Origin of the sequence: Tsukamurella sp. TY48 (assembly GCF_019656655.1) — a bacterium.
Taxonomy (GTDB): Bacteria; Actinomycetota; Actinomycetes; order Mycobacteriales; family Mycobacteriaceae; genus Tsukamurella; species Tsukamurella strandjordii.
The window spans coordinates 824,412-842,072 of record NZ_BPMV01000001.1; the positions used below are offsets into that span (position 1 = coordinate 824,412).

Below are 17,661 nucleotides of genomic sequence, written 5' to 3' on the forward strand. Positions count from 1 at the left end.
AACCAGGAGACGTCATGCAGACCTACCGCGCACTCACCTTCTCGGAGGCCTCCTTCGTGCGGCCCACCTCCCGCGAGGTGATCGGCACCTCGTTCGAGCTGCGGGGCGCCGTGGACACCACCGCGCTGCGCGCCGCGTACGGCGCGCTTCTGGAGGAGTACCCCGTGCTGTCGGCGCGGATCGTGACCCTCGGCGGCAAGCCGCATTTCGCGCCGGGCGATGCGGCCGTGGCCGCCGCCATCGGGTTCCAGGACGTCTCCGCCCCGTGGTCCGGCTACGACCAGACGCCGCCGTGGTTCGTCGGCAGTGAGCAGCTGTCGGCGCTCACCCTGACCGGCCTCGGCGAGCGGTACCGGCTCACCCTGTGGGCCAGCCACGCCGCCACCGACGGTTCCGGCATCGTCGCGATCTCGGTGCGGCTGTTCGAGCTGTACACGGCGTTCGCCAGCGGGGCGACGCCGATCGTGCGGCCCGCCCGCGATTTCCCGGCCGAGCCGCATCTGGTGATGGCGGCGCGCGGTCACATGCCCGGCGAGCTCGACTACGAGGAGCGTCTCGCGGGCACCCGCTGGCACGGCGCGGTCCCGGCCCCGGCGGACGAGGCTCCCGACGCTCCGGACGCCGACGATGCGCACCGCGTGCGGTTCGACGCCGCCGCCACCGCCGCCCTCGCCGCCGCCGCGCGGGCCCACGGCTTCTCCATCCACGCCCTGGTGAGCGGTCTCATCGCCCGTGCGGAACTGGCCGAATCCGAGGACGATTCGGCCCTGGCCCTGCTCACGCCGGTCGATTTCCGCGGCCGCATCGAGCCGCCCATCCCGCTGCGCTCGGTGACCGCCCTGTGCGGGTTCTCCTACGTGGCCGTGCGCGACGATGCGGTGGAGGCGATCGCCCGCATCGTGGCGGACACCATCCGCTCGGACGTCCGTGACGGCACCGTGCTGCGCACCGCCGTGAGCCCGATGCCCGACCTGGCCACCCGCCGCCACGGCCCGCCGGTGCTGATCAGCAACCTCGGCGAATTCCCCGCCCTCCCCGTGCCCGCCGCCCTGGAGGTGCTCGACTTCCACTCGCAGATCGTGCGCAGCGCGGCAGGCATCCGCGAGCACGCCGCCACCTGGCAGGGCGACGGTGCCGCGCCGGTCCCGATCGGCTCGTCGTACCTGATCTCCACCTTCGGCGACCGGCTCTCGATCGAGATGCGGGTGCTGCCCGGCACTCTCGGCGACGAGGCCCGGACCCGGATCCTGCGCCGCATCGAGGCCGGCGCGCACGCGCTACTGGAACTCGGGACGGCCGCATGAGCGTGCCCCTCGCCGACACCGAATCGCCGCCGGCCCCGCCGGTGGCGCTGCTGGTGGATGTCGCCATCCAGCTCGGTGTGTACTTCACGCTCCGCTACCTGGTGGGCGCGGGCCAGCTGGTGGCCCTCGTCACCGGCACCGCGCTGGTCGCCACCCGGATCCTGGTGCGCACCTTCCGCCGTCGCGCCACCGATCCGCTGGAGATCTTCACCCTCTCGCTGCTCACCTGCTCGATCATCGCCGCCGCCGTCTCCGGCAGCCCGCGGGTGATCCTGCTGGTGGAGACCAGCATCGGCGGGCTGATGTTCGTGGCGATCGTCGCCGGGCTGGTGCTGCGCCGCCGCGCGGTGGCCACCCTGATCATGCGGCTCACCGTCCGCGGCGACGCCGAGCGCGCCCAGGCCTGGAACCGCCGGGTGCGGGTGTCCCCCACCACTGTCCGGGCCGTCTCCGCCATCGATCCGCTGTGGCTGGTGGCCGTGGCCGTCAGCACCGGCGCCTCGGTCACCGCGGCGCTGGCCCTGCCGATCGACTACGCGGTGGTCGCCTGTCAGCTGATCCCCCTGCTGGTGGCCGTGCCGATCGCGCCGATCACCCTGTTGCTGCTCCGCCCCGTCCGGGCTGCGCTGGCAACCCCCGACCGTCCCCTGACCCCGTCACCGAAGAACGTCGAAAGGACGAACCGATCATGAAGGTGTGCATCCTCGCCATGGGCAGCCGAGGCGATGTCCAGCCGACGATCGCGATCGGGCTTGCCCTGAAGAATCGCGGACACGATGTGACGATCGCCGCCATGGGCGATCCGCTGGTGAAGCTGATCCGCTCCGCGGGCCTGGAAGGGCACCGGCTCAACGAGATCGTGCCCGACTACGACGACGACTACCGCGAGGTGATCCACCGGCCGGTGGAGCGGATGCGTGCCTACGGCCGCTTCCTGGTGCGCAACATCGCCACCATCTCGCACGAGATCGAGACCGTGTGCCGAGACGCCGATGTGGTGCTCACCCACTCGGACGCCGTGGATTTCGCGCTGCCCGTCACCCGCCGCACCGGCGCCTCGATCATCAGCTACCGGTTCTTCCCGGGCACCACCAACAGCGTGTACCCGATGACCCAGTACACGCCCGCCGGTCTCACCAGCGATGTGCTCTCGCGGTCGCCGCGGATGGTCAAGCGCGCCACCTGGGCCCTGGGCGATTCCTTCACCTGGACGCACGTGCGGCACGCGGTGAACTTCCACCGCATGTCGATCGGCGAGGCGCCGTACCGGTCGCGTCGCGCGAAGAACCGGGACGCGAACGAGATCGTGGACCTGCAGCTCTACGATCCCGCCCTCACGCCCGATCTGGTGCCCGAGTTCAGCCGCACCCGGCCGATGCTCGGCTTCCTGGAGGTCCCGTCGGACGCGTGGTTGCGCGAGGGCAAGCAGACCCGCACCGACGCCGACCTGATGCGCTGGATCAAGGAGGGCGACGCACCGATCTACTGGGGCTTCGGCAGCATGCGCATCGCCGACCCCGATGAGAAGGCCCGCATCTTCGCGCAGGTGTGCAAGGAACGCGGCCGCCGCGGACTCATCGTGGCCGGGTGGAGCGATCTCCAGGGCGCCGATCTCGGCGATCACATCCGCGTGGTCGACGAGGTCGTTCACTCGGAGGTGTTGCCGCACTGCGCCGCCGCCGTGCATCACGGCGGCGCCGGCACCACCGCGGCATCGCTGCGCGCGGGACTGCCCACGCTGATCTGCCCGGTGCTCGCCGATCAGCCCTTCTGGGGCGCGCGGGTCACCGATCTGGGCGTGGGCGCGTGCCTGCCGATGCGCAGCATGACCCCGGAGCGCCTGCACGCGGCCTTCGACAAGCTGCTCGATCCCGCGACCCGGCGGCGCGCGCAGCGCACCTCGTCGCTGATCGACCTGGGCGACATCCCCGCCCGCCGGGCCGCGCTGATCATCGAGTCCATCGCCGAGGACGACGGGGTCGATGTGACGGGCCGGCTGGTGGACACCATCTCCGCCCCCGCCACCGTCGATTTCGCCGCCCCGGCGGCGCTGCCGCTGGAAGCCATGGAGGTGTGAGATGTCCCGTCGTGCACTGACTCCGCTGGAGGTGCCGTACGTCGTCACCAACACCACCTCCAGCGGCAGCTTCATCGCCCGCGGGCCGATCGACGCCGATCGGCTGGCCGCGGCGTACGCGGCCCTGCGCCGCGAGTACCCCGAGCTGACCGGCCGGATCGAGGCCACGGCCTTCGGTTTCGACCTCGTGACACCCGATGTACCGCTCGACGAGGCGAGCGCCCCGGTGATCGTCGAACAGCGCCCGTTCGCCGCGGGTGATGTGGCGCTCGGCGTGCAGCCCGACGAGGCGCTCGCCGCCGTGCAACTGGTCTCCGACGGCGACCTGCACCGGGTGACCCTCGGGGTGAACCACGCCGTGGCCGACGGTGCGCACGCGCTGTTCCTGAATCTGCGCCTGTGGCAGCTGTACACCGATCCCGCCGCGTACGCGGGCCCGGTGACTGATCTTCCGGCCGGCCCCCTCGATCTCGCGGACCGGTTGGGCACCTCGGGCGCACCCGGGCAGTTCACCGCTGTGGCCGTCGAGTCGGCCGGCGTCGTGCCCACCCCCGCGGCGGTGGACGACGGGATATTCGGGTTCGAGCGGATCCGGATCGACGAGGCCGCCACCGCCGCGGTGCGGCAGCGCGCCAAGGCGGCCGGGGTCAGCGTGCACGGCCTGCTCGCCGGACTCATCGTGACCGCCGAACGCGCCGAACTCGACCGTCCCACCGACGAGGCCGTGAGCATGGCCGTCTTCAGCCCGGTGGACCTGCGCGGGCGCTGCGATCCGCCCGTCGAGGCCGCCGCGGTCACCAACTTCGCCGGCTCCTCGACCGCACCGGTCGCGGTGCGCGGAGATGCCGCCCCGGAGGAGATCGGCCGGATCGTGCTGGACCGGCTCAAGTCCGATCTCGCCGACGGCACCGTGGTCGCCGCCCTCACCGGCGCGGCCGGCGTGCAGGTGACGGGCGGGGCGCCCGTGCGGCTGAGCAACATCGGCGCGATCCCCGCGCCCGCCGCACCCGAGGAGGTCACGGTGCTCGACTTCCACACCAGCTCCGAGGTCGATATCGACCGGGTGCGTGCGCTCGTACACAGCGCACCGCCCGAGGCGCTCGCCCCGCTCGTCGGATTGCACTACCACGCCCTCACCTTCGGTGGCCGCCTCTCGATCGAGCTGCGCTACGCCCCGGGCACCCTGAGCCCGGAGGCGGTGCAGCGCATCCGCACCCGCATCGAGGCCGCACTCACCGCACCCGTCGGAGCCGCCGCATGACCGACGATTCCGCCGATCTGCTCGCCTTCGTCGATCAGGGCGCTGCAGCGGGAACCCGCGCCACCGGCCGCAATTCCCTGATCCAGATCGTCTGGGTGTACGACCACGGCGTGAACCTCGAAGGCCTGGAGGAGTTCCGCCGGTCCCTCACCCGCGGCCTGCTGGGCCGCCGGGTGACGGCATCGCCCCTGCCCTTCGGGCGGGACCGCTGGGTTGCCAGCACCGCGGCGGCGCAGATCTCCGTGGCCGCGCAGCCCCGTCCGCGGGAGGAGATCGACGCCTGGGTGGACCGGCGCGCCGCGGTACCCATCGACCCGTGGTCCGGCCCCGGCTGGCACCTCGGAGTCCTCCCGCTGACCGACGGCGGATCCGCTGTGACGCTGGTGGTCTCGCACGTCCTCGCCGACGGTGTCGGCGCCGCCACCGCCGCCGCCGAGGCCGCACTGGGCGCCGCCCGCGAGCTCCCCTACCCGCGGGAGGCTCCGCCGCTGTGGCGGTCCATCCCCCGCGATGCCGCCCTGACCGCCCGGCAGATCCCGGCCGCGATCCGGGCCGCCGCGGCCGCGTCCCGGCTGGCGAAGGGACGGCTGGCGCCCACGGGCACCGCGAAACCGCACCCCGTCGGGCCCGATCGGTGGACGGTCGCCCACCTGGACCGCGCCCTGCTCACCGAGCGGGCCGAGGCGCTGGGCGGCACCGAGACCACCCTGCTGTTCGGGGTCACCGCGGCGATCGCCTCGACGCTCGGCTGGGTACAACCCGCCGACGGCGCCGCCGTCCTCGGCCTGTCCGTGAACCGGCGCACCGACGGGGACCTGCGGGGCAACGCGATCGTCGACGCCGAGCTCACCGTGGACCCCGCCGCGGGCCCCGAGGGCATCGCCGCGCTGCGCGGCACCGTGAAGCGGTTGCTGGCCGGGCTCGGGGACGGAGGCCGGTTCGACGTCTTCGGCCCGCTGATCACGCTGCTGCCGCGCCGCACGCTCGCCGCACTGATCGACGCGCCACCGGACCCCGCGCGCCCGGTGACCACGTGCGCCGGGGTGGGGGCGCTGCCCGCCCCCGTGCGCTCGCCGGACGGCACGCCCGCGGACCGCGCCTGGTTCCGCCTGGCCTGGTCCGATCTGCCGGGGCGGGAGACGGGACCGCGTCCGCCGTACTTGTACGTGGGCTGGACCGGAACCGACGACGAGATGTCCGTGTTCGCCGCGACCAACCTGGCGACGGCGGAGGATCTGCCCGGGGTCGTCGACGATGCGGTGGCGAAATTGGTGCACCGCTCCCCCGTCTGAGCCGACACCGGTCCCGCGCGACCGCTAGGCTTGCCGCGTGGCCATCGAGACCGATCCCAGCCCCGAGCTGCAGGACTACGCGCACCCCGAACGCCTCGTCACCGCCGATTGGCTGAGCGGGCACCTCGGTGTGCCGGGCCTGAAGGTGATCGAGTCCGATGAGGACGTGCTGCTCTACGACATCGGGCACATCCCGACCGCGCAGAAGGTGGACTGGCACCTGCACCTCAACGACGCCGTCACGCGCGACTACATCGACGGCGCGGCGTTCGCGGAACTGATGCGCGCCAAGGGCATCAGCCGCGACGACACCGTGGTGATCTACGGCGACAAGTCGAACTGGTGGGCCGCCTACGCGCTGTGGGTGTTCACCCTGTTCGGCCATCCGGACGTGCGCTTGCTCGACGGTGGCCGTGATCTGTGGATCAGCGACGGCCGCGATGTCTCGCTGGACCGCCCGGACTATCCGCGCAGCGACTACCCCGTGGTCGAGCGCGACGACGCCGCGATCCGCGCCTTCGCCGACGAGGTGCGCGCCGATCTCGGTACCCGCGCCCTGGTCGATGTGCGCTCGCCGCAGGAGTACACCGGCGAGCGCACCCACATGCCCGATTACCCGGAGGAGGGCGCCCTGCGCGGCGGGCACATCCCGACCGCGGTGTCGATCCCGTGGGCCAAGGCCGCGCGGTCGGACGGCCGGTTCCTGCCGCACGCCGAACTGACCGAGGTCTACGCGGATCTCGATCCGCAGGCGCCCGTCACGGCCTACTGCCGGATCGGCGAGCGGTCGAGCCACACCTGGTTCGTCCTCACGCATCTGCTGGGCTTCGCGGATGTGAAGAACTACGACGGCTCCTGGACGGAGTGGGGCAACACCGTGCGTGCGCCGATCGCGCGCGGCGAAGAGCCGGGCCCCGTCCCGAGCGCGTGAGCAGCCTGCCCGCGCCGCTCGCGGAGATCGTCGACGACTTCGCCGGTCTGGGCGAGCAGGACCGGCTAGAACTGCTGCTCGAGTTCTCCCGCGAGCTGCCCGACCTGCCGGAGCACCTGACCGCGGCGGCCATGGAGCCGGTGCCCGAGTGCCAATCGCCGCTGTTCCTGGACGTCGACGCGTCCGATCCGGGCGCGGTGCGGCTGTACTTCAGCGCGCCGCCGGAGGCGCCCACCACCCGCGGTTTCGCGTCGATCCTGGCGCAGGGTCTGGACGGCCAGTCGGCGGCGGCCATCGCCGCCGTCCCCGACGATTTCCACCACGCGCTGGGGTTGGACTCCGTGGTCAGTCCGCTACGGCTGCGCGGTATGTCTGCCATGCTGTCCCGGATCAAGCGTCGCCTCGCGGCGTAGCGAGCCGCCATGCAGTTCACCGAGCTGGCCACGTATCCGCTTCGCCCCGGCGAATTGCGCAACTGGATCCCCACCACCGGCCCGGCCTCCCGGTGGCGCGACGACCCGCGCGCCACCTCGCACGTGCACGAGGCGCACCTGCGCGGCGCGCTGTCGATCCTGCAGCGCCGGCACATCGACGGCGGTCGCGAGTCCTGGCTGGGCCTGGGGATAGAGTTCGACGAGCCGCTGTCCATCCCCGGCCTGCGCACCGCGCTGCGGGCCTGGATCGACCGGCACGAGGTGCTGCGCACCCACGTCTTCCTGGAGGACGGCGTTCCGCGGCGGCGCAGCGCGCTGCCGGACACCGTGGATCTCAAGGTCCAGACGGTGGGCACCTACAGCAGCACCGAGCCCCTGGCCGAGCAGTTGCTGGGTGAGTTCGATAGGGCCACGGCGCCGCTCACCTGGCCCGCGTACATGTTCTCGACGGTGGCGCGGGAGGACTCGTTCACGCTGTTCTTCGCCGCCGATCATTCGCTGCTGGACGGCTACTCGCTGATCCTGAGCCCGTACGAGCTGCGCGAGCTGTACCGCGAGGCGGTGCACGGCGACGAGCCGCGGCTGATCCCCGCCGGCAGCTACGTGAACTACTCCGATACCGACCGGCAGTCCGCCGACCGTGCCACCGCCGATCATCCGGCGGCGGTGATGTGGGAGGAGTACCTCACCGAGACCTCCTTCCAGCCCGAGCCGTTCCCCATGCCGCTGCTGCCGCCGAGCGCCAAGGTGCTGGCGGACGAGACGCTCGCCGCGCTCAGCCTCGACCCCGACGGGGTGCCGCGGATGCCGCAGAACGCCCTGAACTTCCATCTGCTCGACGACGAGCGGGCCAACAACTTCACCCGCGTGTGTTCCGAGGCGGGCGCCACGCTGGTGACCGGCGTGCTCGCGTGCATGGCGAAGATCAACACCGATCTGGGCTTCGGCCCGGTGTTCCGGTGCGCGGTCACCCGGCACACCCGCGACGCGGAGCAGTGGATCGCGGCGCTCGGCTGGTTCGTGGGCATCGCCCCCTTCCGGCTGGACACCACGGGGACCCGTACTTTCGGCGAGCTGGCGCAGCGCTCGCAGGAGCAGTGGCGGCACTCGAAGGTCGGCAGCACCCTGCCCTACCTGCGGATTGGCGAGGTGCTGGGCTCCGCGCCCCCGCCGAGGTTCGTGGTCTCGTTCATGGACACCCGCTCGGCGCCCGGTTCGGCGGTCAACGACGCGGGTGGCGCGGGTGCGCTCCGCTCGCGCGATTACTCGCTGGAGGACGTCTATCTGTGGATGCTGCGCACGCCCACCGGACTGCACGTGGCGGCGCGGTTCCCGGGCTTCGACACCGCGCGCCGCAGCATGACGCTGTACCTCGGCGCGCTACGGTCGATGTTGACCGAGATCGGCGACGCAACGGTTACTCGCGGGTAACCCATTCGCGGGGGACTGTCGCGTGCGCCACAGCGGGTGAGGCATAGACTCCGTCTGGAGCCTGGCCCGACAACGGGTGTACACAGACGGCTGCGCGCGCACCCTCGCGCAGCCTGGAACGAGGAGATTGAGTGGCAGCGCACGCCGATAAGAAGATCGAGAAGGTGCTCATCGCCAACCGCGGCGAGATCGCGGTTCGCGTGATCCGGGCCGCGCGAGATGCCGGCCTGACCAGCGTCGCCGTCTACGCCGAGCCCGACGCCGACGCCAAGTTCGTGCGCCTGGCCGACGAGGCCTTCGCGCTGGGCGGCCAGACCTCCGCCGAGTCGTACCTGGTCTTCGACAAGATCCTGGACGCCGCCGCGAAGTCCGGTGCCGATGCGATCCACCCCGGCTACGGCTTCCTGTCGGAGAACGCCGACTTCGCGCAGGCCGTGATCGACGCGGGCCTCACCTGGATCGGCCCGTCGCCGTCGTCGATCCGTGACCTGGGCGACAAGGTGACCGCGCGGCACATCGCCGAGCGCGCCAACGCGCCGATGGCCCCCGGTACCAAGGACCCGGTCAAGGACGCCGACGAGGTCGTCGCCTTCGCCAAGGAGTACGGCGTGCCCGTCGCCATCAAGGCGGCGTTCGGCGGCGGTGGCCGCGGCATGAAGGTCGCGTACACCATCGAGGAGATCCCCGAGCTGTTCGAGTCGGCCACCCGTGAGGCCGTGGCGGCCTTCGGTCGCGGCGAGTGCTTCGTGGAGCGCTACCTGGACAAGGCCCGCCACGTCGAGGCGCAGGTCATCGCCGATCAGCACGGCAACGTGGTGGTCGCGGGCACCCGCGACTGCTCGCTGCAGCGCCGCTTCCAGAAGCTGGTCGAGGAGGCGCCCGCACCCTTCCTCACCGACGAGCAGCGCGCCCGCATCCACCAGTCCGCCAAGGACATCTGCCGCGAGGCGGGCTACTACGGTGCCGGCACCGTGGAGTTCCTCGTGGCCGCCGATGGCCTGGTCAGCTTCCTCGAGGTGAACACGCGCCTGCAGGTGGAGCACCCGGTCACCGAGGAGACCGCGGGTATCGACCTGGTGCGCCAGCAGTTCCGCATCGCCGAGGGCAAGGAGCTGACTATCACGGAGGATCCCACTCCGCGCGGTCACAGCTTCGAGTTCCGGATCAACGGCGAGGACGCCGGTCGCGGCTTCCTGCCCGCCCCCGGCCCCATCACCGTGTACCGCGAGCCCACCGGCCCCGGCGTGCGCGTCGACTCCGGCGTGGATCAGGGCGATGTGATCGGCGGCCAGTTCGACTCGATGCTGGCCAAGCTCATCGTGACCGGCGCGACCCGCCAGGAGGCGCTGGAGCGCTCGCGGCGCGCGCTGGCCGAGTTCGAGGTCGATGGCCTCGCGACGGTCATCCCGTTCCACCGCCACATCGTCTCCAACCCCGCCTTCATCGGAGACGGCGAGAAGTTCGACATCTACACCAAGTGGATCGAGACCGATTGGGAGAACCCGATCGAGCCCTACGCCGGTGGCCAGGCCATCGAGGAGGACGACTCGCTCCCCCGCCAGAACGTGGTCGTGGTGGTCGACGGCCGCCGCGTCGAGGTCTCGCTCCCGGGCGAGCTGTCGCTGGGCGGCGGCGGCAACGCCGGTGGCGCCGGTGTGATCCGCCGCAAGCCGAAGCCGCGCACCCGTGACCGGAGCGCCGGCGTGGCCGCGACCGGTGACTCGGTGACCGCTCCGATGCAGGGCACGGTCGTCAAGGTGGCCGTCGAGGAGGGCCAGGAGGTCAAGGCCGGCGAGCTGGTCGTGGTCCTGGAGGCCATGAAGATGGAGAACCCGGTGGCCGCGCACAAGGACGGTGTCGTGACCGGCCTGTCGGTCGAGCCGGGCACCGCCGTCACGCAGGGCACCGTGCTCCTCGAGCTGAAGTCCGCGGAGTAGCTGGAAGAACCGGATCGTGGATCCGATAGGCCTCAACGTCGGGGCGTGGTACCTCACGGAACTGCGCCCCGACGCCTGGCTGGCCGATGAGGCCTACGCCTGGGCCGTCCGCGTGAACACCACCGGTGATTCGATCGGCGAGGTCACGCTGCACCCGTCGGGCGAGGTCACCGTCGACGGCCCCGATTCCGAGGGCCTGCGCACCGCGCGCGATGCGGTGACGCGATTCGGCGCCTCGCTCTAGCGAAATCGCCCCGCCCGGCCCCGCGCCGAGCGATGATCTGTGCATGGCGAAGAAGAAGGAACCCGAGAAGGTTCCCCCGTCCATCTCGGACTCGATGACCGGTCTGGTGGATTCGGTGCGCTCCGCGGCCACCCGCGCGATGGACAACACCGGCCGCACGGTCAACAGCGTGGGCAAGCTCAGCACCGTCCCGCCCGACACCATCGAGCTGATCTCCGAGCTGCCGAAGATGATGCTCGCGATGGCCGACATGATCGAGCGCGCGAACAACGTGATCGACCGGGTCGAGCGGATGACCGCGGTGGCCGATCCCGCGCTGAACACCCTCGACGCGGTGCTCCCGCCCCTGGTCGAGGTCACGAACAAGCTCACCGACGTCCAGAAGGGCGTCAACAAGCTCCCCGGCGTCAGTCACCTCCGCAAGGCCACCGGCCTCAGCAACGACTGAGCGACTCGCGGCCCGTTCGGGGCGGCGTCGGTGCTCGATTCACCGTTTCCGTTGGAGGAACATGACATCCGTCTCCTCTCGGAGGACTCCCGAGATGAGATCGAAACCACGCGGATTGAGTTCGGCGGATCGACTCGCGACATCGACCGCGTCCAGGTCGATCTGCGAGATGCCTGCCGCTCGGATGCCTGCGATCGAGGTGGCCCACACGATGGTCCGAATGCCGCACCACGCCATGGCGCTCATACACATGGAGCAGGGCTCTCCCGTGGTGTACAGGGTCGTGTCGGCCCACCCGCTCAGCCCTCGATCGGCGTAGTCGTTGATCGCAACTATTTCGCCGTGCAGGATCGGGTTCGTCTTCGACGAGTTGGCCCCGCGCGCCACCACCGCATCGGTGCGTCGATCGACGATGACCGCGCCGAAGGGATAGCTGGCGTTCTTCCGGCCTTCGGCGACCGCCTGGCGCATGAAACCTTCGTGGTACGCACGATCTGCACCCGACAGTGCCGATGCGTCGCGAACCCGCGGTGACGAGGGAGCCGCGAAGACGGCGCCGGGGTTGGTCGCTGCGAATGCCGAGGCGACGGTGACCGTGAGGGCGGCGGGGAACAGGCTGCGTCGCGAAAGCGTCATGGGGCCTCCTTGCAGGTGGTTCCGGGACGAAGTCCCTCGCGCGGGCACGAACGCGCGAGCACGAACACTCGAGCGCGGGGAGCGCGATCGCTGATGCGCACTTCCGTGGTCCCGAGAACATCGACATCGGTAGTGATTCCGTCGCGCACAGCGCTGGGCGCACGGCCAGTCACCCGCTCCGCCCGGTCGGCTGAACCGGTTGGACGCGCTGCGACGATGCAGTCGCGGGCTCCTTGATCTGATTGTGCCCGAACATGACCGGCTCGGCAGTGCTGAGACGAAACTGCGACCGAGACACGGTTATCTCGGACGAACGGCTGCAAGCGCGCCGTCATTCCCCCCAGACGTGATGGGCGCGCTCGCCCTGCGGCCCGTAGATACCCAGGTACTCAACGGGTTTGTCGTCGGCGCTGCCGAACCAGTGCGGTAGCCGGGTGTCGAATTCGATCACCTCGCCGGGCTTGATGATCATGTCCTTCTCGCCGAGGATCAGGCGCAGGTTCCCGTCGAGCACGTACACCCAGTGATAGCCCGGATGCGATACCTGGGTGTGGGTCCGCGTGCCCGGCTGCGGCCGGATCACCTCTTTGAACGTGCGCAGTCCGCCGGCCCGGCGGGTGAGCGGGACGATCGTGCGGTCACCGTGCCGGACGGGCTTGAGCCGCACGCGCGGATCGCCGGTCTCGGGGGCGTCGACGAGCTCGTCGAGCGGCAGTCCGTAGGTCCGCGCGAGCGGGAGCAACAGTTCCAGGGTGGGCTTGCGGGAGCCGCCCTCCAGCCGGGACAGGGTGCTCACCGAGATCCCGGTGGCCTCGGCGACGGCGGTGAGGGTGATATCGCGCTCCTGGCGGATGGCGCGCAATCGCGGACCCACCTGGGCCAGTACCGGATCGGTCGCTTCGGTCATATCTCCATTGTGCCGACTCGGCAATCGGGTTTGCCGGAACCTCGCCTAGCGGACCGCGGTCCGTTACGCTACCGTGGTGGAGTCGCCCGGACCGGCCGGGCTGAGCACACGAAAGGACTTCCCATGAAGATCGGTGTCATCGAGGGCTCCATCCGCGACGGACGCAAGGCCGAGCAGATCGGGCAGTGGGTCGCCGCCGCAGCCGGCGCACGCGAGGGCGTCGAGGTCACCGTCCTCGACCTCAAGGAGTACGACGTCCCGCTGCTCACCTCCGCCACCGTGCCGGGTGCCGCGAACCGTCAGTACGACAACGCGGCCGTGACCGCCTGGGGCCAGGCCGTCGACGCGCAGGACGGATTCATCTTCGTCACCCCCGAGTACAACCACTCGGTGCCCGGCGCCTTCAAGAACGCCTTCGACTCCATCGGACCCGAGTGGGCCGGCAAGACCGTGGCCTTCGTGGCCTACGGCGCCGACGGCGGCGTGCGTGCGGTGGAGCACTGGCGCCAGATCACCGCCAACTTCTCCATGGTCGATGCCCGCTCGCAGGTGAGCCTGGGCCTGTTCACCGATTTCGACGGCGAGGGCAACTTCGCACCGCTGGATCGCCGCCAGGCCGAGCTGCAGGGCGTGCTCGACGAGCTGACCGCCGCCACCGCGCGCAACCTGGGTTAGCAGCGTCGTCGGGCCTCGGCGCCGATCCCGAGGCCCGACGCGCACCCCGCCGATCGATTACACTGCTAATCGTATCGGCGACAAGGGGGCCTCATGAGCTTCGATCTCATCGTCCGTGACGGGCTCTGGTTCGACGGCACGGGCGCCGAGCCCCGGCGCGCGCACCTCGGCATCCGCGACGGCCGGGTGGCCTCGGTCTCCGCCGAACCGCTCGACGAGGCCGGGTGCCCCGAGGTGATCGACGCCGCCGGCAGGTGGGTGATGCCCGGCTTCGTGGACATCCACACCCACTACGACGCCGAGGTGCTGCTCAACCCCGGCCTCGACGAATCGGTCCGGCACGGCGTGACCACCGTGGTGCTCGGCTGTTGCTCGATGTCCACGGTGTACGCCACCTCCGAGGACGCCGCCGATCTGTTCAGCCGCGTGGAGGCCGTGCCCCGCAAGCACGTGATCGCCGCGCTCGAGGACTTCCGAGATTGGACCGATCCCGAGGGCTACATCAAGCGCCTCGATTCCCTGCCCCTGGGCCCGAACATCGCCTCCTTCGTGGGACATTCGGACCTGAGGACCGCCGTCATGGGCCTGGGTCGCGCCACCGAGAACAGGTCGCTGCCCAGCCGCGCCGAACTGGACCGGATGGCGCAGATGCTCGACCGGGCGCTCGACGCCGGGATGCTCGGCATGTCCGGGATGGACGCGCCGATCGACAAGCTCGACGGTGACCGCTACCGCTCCCGCGCCCTGCCCTCGACCTATGCCTGGTGGCACGAGCGCTGGCGCCTGATCAACGTGCTGCGCGAGCGCGGCCGCATCCTGCAGAGCGCACCGAACATCAACAACCCGCTCACCGTGGTGATGTTCTTCCTGGCCTCCGGTAACCGGCTGTTCTCCCGCCGCCGCACCGTGCCGGTCAGCCTGCTGGTCGCGGCGGATTCCAAGTCCGCCAAGGGCGCCCACCGCGTGCTCAGCCTGGGCGCGGCGCTCGGCAACCGGATCTTCCGCTCGAAGATCAAGTTCCAGCATCTGCCGCTCCCCTTCACCCTGTACTCCGACGGCATCGATCTGCCGGTCTTCGAGGAGTTCGGCGCGGGCACCGCGGCGTTGCACATCCGCGATCAACTCGACCGCAACGAGCTGATGGCCGATACCGAGTACCGGCGCCGGTTCCGCCGCGAGTTCGCGCTCAAGAAGCACAAGCCCGGCTTGTGGCACAAGGACTTCCGCGATGCGGTCATCGTGGACTGTCCGGATGCGTCACTGATCGGCAAGAACTTCGCACAGATCGCCGACGAGCGCGGCATCGCCCCGTTGGACGCCTTCCTGGACGTGCTCGTGGAGAACGGCGAGAAGAACGTCCGGTGGACCACCACCGTGGGCAATCACCGCCCCGCGGTGCTCGACGAGATGGCGAAGGACCCGAACTTCCAGCTCGGCTTCTCCGATGCCGGTGCGCACCTGCGCAACATGGCCTTCTACAACTTCCCGCTGCGCTTCCTCAAGCGGATGCGCGATGCGGAACAGCGGGGTGCCACGGTACTGCCGCTGGGGCGCGCCGTGCACCGCCTCACCGGCGAGCTCGCCGGCTGGTTCGGCCTCGATGCCGGCCACCTGCGCGAGGGAGACCGAGCCGATTTCGTGATCATCGATCCGGCGAAGCTCGACGATGCCGTGGACGCCTACAACGAGGCGGCCGCTCCGTTCTTCGACGGTCTCTCGCGCATGGTCAACCGCAACGACGCGACGGTGGTCGCCACCGCGATCGGTGGCCGCGTGGTGTTCCGGCTCGGCGAGTTCGTCCCGGGCTACGGTCGTGACCAGCAGACCGGTCACTACCTCCGGGCCGGCGCGCGGTAATCCACCCACCGGTCCCGCGCGCCGACCCACGTCCACCGGCCCGCGTCTAGGGCATCGGCGGCGCGGTCGGCGAGTACAACCACGACTCGATGTACCCGGTGAGGTCCTCGCCCGAGACCGCGTTCGCGGTATCGATGTAGTCGCGGGTGGATGCCGACTTGTACCGGTACTTCTCGAAGAAGGTCTTCTGGATCTGCTTGAACTTCTCCGCGCCGACCTTCTTCTCGAGCCCGTACAGCATGATGATCCCACCGCCGTAGGACTGCCCTATCGCGGCGAAGACGTCCTTCGGCTTGGCCGCCGGGCCGCCGTCGGAACGGAGTTCGGCGTCCTGCGCATAGGCGTTGGCGATGCTGTCCTGGAACTTCTTCGTGCCCACCGCATCGAAGTACTTGTACTGGTAGAAGGATGCGTTCGCCTCGCTGATCCAGTTGTCGAACCAGGTCTTCGGCGTCACGGCTGCGCCGAACCACTGGTGCGCCAGTTCGTGCACCAACGGGGTTCGACTCGGGTCGGTGAGGCCTTCGGCGCTGTAGATCGGGATCGTCGCCGTTTCCAGCGCCGCCCCGTTCGCGCTGGCGGCGTCCACCCCCAGCAGTCCGAAGACTTCGAACGGGTACGCGGTACCGGTCTCCTTCTCCATCCACGCCACCTGGTCGCCCGCCAGGTCGACCGACGGCCGAGCGCGGGCGCCGACCTTCGTGTCGATCAGGCTTCGTAGCGGCATCCCGGTGGCGGTGCTCCCGGTGAACTCGTCGTACCGGCCGACGGTGGCTTGGACGAATTGCGTCGAGATCTCATCACGCGTGGTGAAGGTCGACGTGGCCCGGCCGTCCTTCTCCACGCGCTCCGTGCGGCGACCATTGGCGGCCACCTGCAGATCGGCGGGAGCGCTGATCTTGAAGGTCATCCGCGCCTTGTCCTGCAGGGTGTCGTTCATCGGGAAGAACAGATGCGCCCGGTCGGGCTGGCCGAACAGTGCGAAGCCGTCGGGGAAGTTGATCCACTGTTTCAGGTTCGACACGGTGTCGCCCGCCGGGCTCTGCGGCCTCGCCTGTCGATCGGCGACGAAATCGATCGCGACGCGGAATTCGGTCCCCTTGGCGACCGGCGCGGCGGGGCTGATGATCAGCTTCTCGGACTCGCTACGGTGTCCGGCCTGCACCCCGTCGACCGTCACTCGCGTGATCTTCTGGCCTGCGGAGTCGAGCGAGAACTCCGAGAGCGCCTGGAGCGAGGTGGCCTTGATCGTGACCGACGATGCCATCGTCGTCTCGCCCGGCCGGAAGTCATAGCCGACCTCGTAGGAGGCCACGTCGTATCCACCGTTGCCGAGGTAGGAGACCAGGGGGTCGCCCGCGGATCGAGCGCCCGGTTCCGGCGTATCCGATCGAGCCCCCGAACATCCCGCCGTCGCGGCGATGACCGTGATGAGACCCGCCGCAGCGAGCCCCGCCTTCTTCGTCCTGTCCATCCACATGTCGCCGACGGTAGGAAGCAACCGCCCCTACTCGGTCACGGATCGGTCTCAACTCGCCACCGGACTCTTGTGTGTGACCCGCGCCACGCGATACTCTGAATCCGAATTCGAAACTTGGAGGATCGATGGCCTACCGGCAGACGGAGCGCGTGGCCTCGCGGCTCGCGCAGCGCCGCGCCGACATCGTGGATGCGGCCTGCCGCCTGGTGGCCGAGGGCGGCTTCGGCCATGCCAAGGTGGGCGCCATCGCACAGGCCGCCGGCGTGGGCGTGGGCTCGGTGTACAGCCACTTCGACGGCATCGACGGTGTGCACGCCGAGGTCTTCGCCGTCTTCGCCGAACGCGAATTGCAGCGCACCGCAGCTGATCTGCGAGAGCCCAACGATCCGCGCGAGGCCGTGATCGCCCAGGTCCACGGCTTCGGGACGCGCGCGCTGCGCGCCCCCGTCCTGGCCTGGGCCCTGCTGCTGGAACCGGCCGGCACCGTCATCGAGGAGCTGCGCCGCAGCTACCGGGACGGGCACGCCGCGCTGGCCGCCGAGCGGATCTCGGCCGGGGTCGCCTCCGGCCACTTCCCCGCCCAGGACGCGCGCGTCACCGGCGCCGCGATCGTCGGCGCCATCGCCGAGACCCTGGTGCGCCCCCTGTCCCCCGGCGCCGCCGCGGAGCCGCCCGAGAACACCATCGACGAGGCGATCGCCTTCTGTCTTCGCGCCGTCGGCGCCACCCCCGAATAACCGCTCCAGG

Annotated in this window: 17 protein-coding genes; 14 read left to right on the top strand and 3 right to left on the bottom strand. The window is 70.4% G+C overall.

Annotated features, from left to right (window positions below; all coding sequences use genetic code 11):
* Window positions 1-14: 14 nt before the first annotated feature.
* From TTY48_RS04045 to TTY48_RS04095, 11 genes are all read left to right on the top strand, one after another.
* Window positions 15-1,304 carry an acyltransferase gene (locus TTY48_RS04045; protein WP_220656280.1) on the top strand — a complete coding sequence of 430 codons (1,290 nt, stop codon included), beginning with the start codon at window positions 15-17 and terminating at the stop codon, window positions 1,302-1,304.
* Window positions 1,301-1,996, top strand: a complete 696-nt coding sequence (locus TTY48_RS04050; protein WP_220656281.1) for a VC0807 family protein — start codon at window positions 1,301-1,303, stop codon at window positions 1,994-1,996. The genes TTY48_RS04045 and TTY48_RS04050 overlap by 4 nt, the downstream gene beginning before the upstream one ends.
* Window positions 1,993-3,381 carry a glycosyltransferase gene (locus TTY48_RS04055; protein ID WP_220656282.1) on the top strand — a complete coding sequence of 463 codons (1,389 nt, stop codon included), beginning with the start codon at window positions 1,993-1,995 and terminating at the stop codon, window positions 3,379-3,381. The genes TTY48_RS04050 and TTY48_RS04055 overlap by 4 nt, the downstream gene beginning before the upstream one ends.
* A gap of 1 nt (window position 3,382) precedes the next feature.
* A complete protein-coding gene (locus TTY48_RS04060) occupies window positions 3,383-4,642 on the top strand; it encodes an acyltransferase (RefSeq protein ID WP_220656283.1) in 1,260 nt (419 codons plus the stop codon).
* Window positions 4,639-5,934: a hypothetical protein gene (locus TTY48_RS04065; RefSeq protein WP_220656284.1), complete on the top strand. Its 1,296-nt coding sequence runs from the start codon at window positions 4,639-4,641 to the stop codon at window positions 5,932-5,934. Before TTY48_RS04060 ends, TTY48_RS04065 begins: the two co-directional genes overlap by 4 nt.
* Before the next feature lie 37 nt (window positions 5,935-5,971).
* On the top strand, window positions 5,972-6,865 hold the full coding sequence (locus TTY48_RS04070; protein ID WP_220656285.1) for a sulfurtransferase: 894 nt from the start codon (window positions 5,972-5,974) through the stop codon (window positions 6,863-6,865).
* Entirely contained in the window at window positions 6,862-7,278 is a 417-nt protein-coding gene (locus tag TTY48_RS04075) for a SufE family protein (protein ID WP_220656286.1), read from the top strand. The genes TTY48_RS04070 and TTY48_RS04075 overlap by 4 nt, the downstream gene beginning before the upstream one ends.
* Window positions 7,279-7,287: 9 nt before the next feature.
* Window positions 7,288-8,730, top strand: coding sequence for a condensation domain-containing protein (locus TTY48_RS04080; protein ID WP_220656287.1), 1,443 nt, complete (start codon window positions 7,288-7,290; stop codon window positions 8,728-8,730).
* Window positions 8,731-8,861: 131 nt separating this feature from the next.
* The gene (locus tag TTY48_RS04085; protein ID WP_220656288.1) at window positions 8,862-10,667 is read left to right on the top strand and encodes an acetyl/propionyl/methylcrotonyl-CoA carboxylase subunit alpha; all 1,806 of its coding nucleotides are present in this window, start codon (window positions 8,862-8,864) and stop codon (window positions 10,665-10,667) included.
* Between the two features lie 16 nt (window positions 10,668-10,683).
* Window positions 10,684-10,911, top strand: coding sequence for a hypothetical protein (locus tag TTY48_RS04090; RefSeq protein ID WP_220656289.1), 228 nt, complete (start codon window positions 10,684-10,686; stop codon window positions 10,909-10,911).
* A 43-nt stretch (window positions 10,912-10,954) separates the two neighbouring features.
* The gene (locus TTY48_RS04095; protein WP_220656290.1) at window positions 10,955-11,359 is read left to right on the top strand and encodes a hypothetical protein; all 405 of its coding nucleotides are present in this window, start codon (window positions 10,955-10,957) and stop codon (window positions 11,357-11,359) included.
* Window positions 11,360-11,398: 39 nt separating this feature from the next.
* Here the strand turns inward: TTY48_RS04095 and TTY48_RS04100 are convergent, their stop codons facing one another.
* Together TTY48_RS04100 and TTY48_RS04105 are read right to left on the bottom strand one after the other, a co-directional pair.
* A complete protein-coding gene (locus TTY48_RS04100) occupies window positions 11,399-11,995 on the bottom strand; it encodes a nucleoside deaminase (RefSeq protein ID WP_220656291.1) in 597 nt (198 codons plus the stop codon).
* A gap of 331 nt (window positions 11,996-12,326) precedes the next feature.
* A complete protein-coding gene (locus TTY48_RS04105) occupies window positions 12,327-12,902 on the bottom strand; it encodes a helix-turn-helix transcriptional regulator (protein WP_220656292.1) in 576 nt (191 codons plus the stop codon).
* 123 nt (window positions 12,903-13,025) lie between these two features.
* Between TTY48_RS04105 and TTY48_RS04110 the strand changes: the two genes are divergently transcribed.
* Window positions 13,026-13,577: an NADPH-dependent FMN reductase gene (locus tag TTY48_RS04110; RefSeq protein WP_220656293.1), complete on the top strand. Its 552-nt coding sequence runs from the start codon at window positions 13,026-13,028 to the stop codon at window positions 13,575-13,577.
* Between the two features lie 93 nt (window positions 13,578-13,670).
* Window positions 13,671-15,434 carry an amidohydrolase family protein gene (locus TTY48_RS04115; RefSeq protein WP_220656294.1) on the top strand — a complete coding sequence of 588 codons (1,764 nt, stop codon included), beginning with the start codon at window positions 13,671-13,673 and terminating at the stop codon, window positions 15,432-15,434.
* A 46-nt stretch (window positions 15,435-15,480) separates the two neighbouring features.
* Here the strand turns inward: TTY48_RS04115 and TTY48_RS04120 are convergent, their stop codons facing one another.
* Window positions 15,481-16,914 (bottom strand): M1 family metallopeptidase, encoded by a 1,434-nt coding sequence (locus TTY48_RS04120; protein WP_220656295.1) that lies wholly within the window; start codon window positions 16,912-16,914, stop codon window positions 15,481-15,483.
* Window positions 16,915-17,039: 125 nt separating this feature from the next.
* Between TTY48_RS04120 and TTY48_RS04125 the strand changes: the two genes are divergently transcribed.
* Window positions 17,040-17,651, top strand: coding sequence for a TetR/AcrR family transcriptional regulator (locus tag TTY48_RS04125; protein WP_220656296.1), 612 nt, complete (start codon window positions 17,040-17,042; stop codon window positions 17,649-17,651).
* Window positions 17,652-17,661: the final 10 nt, after the last annotated feature.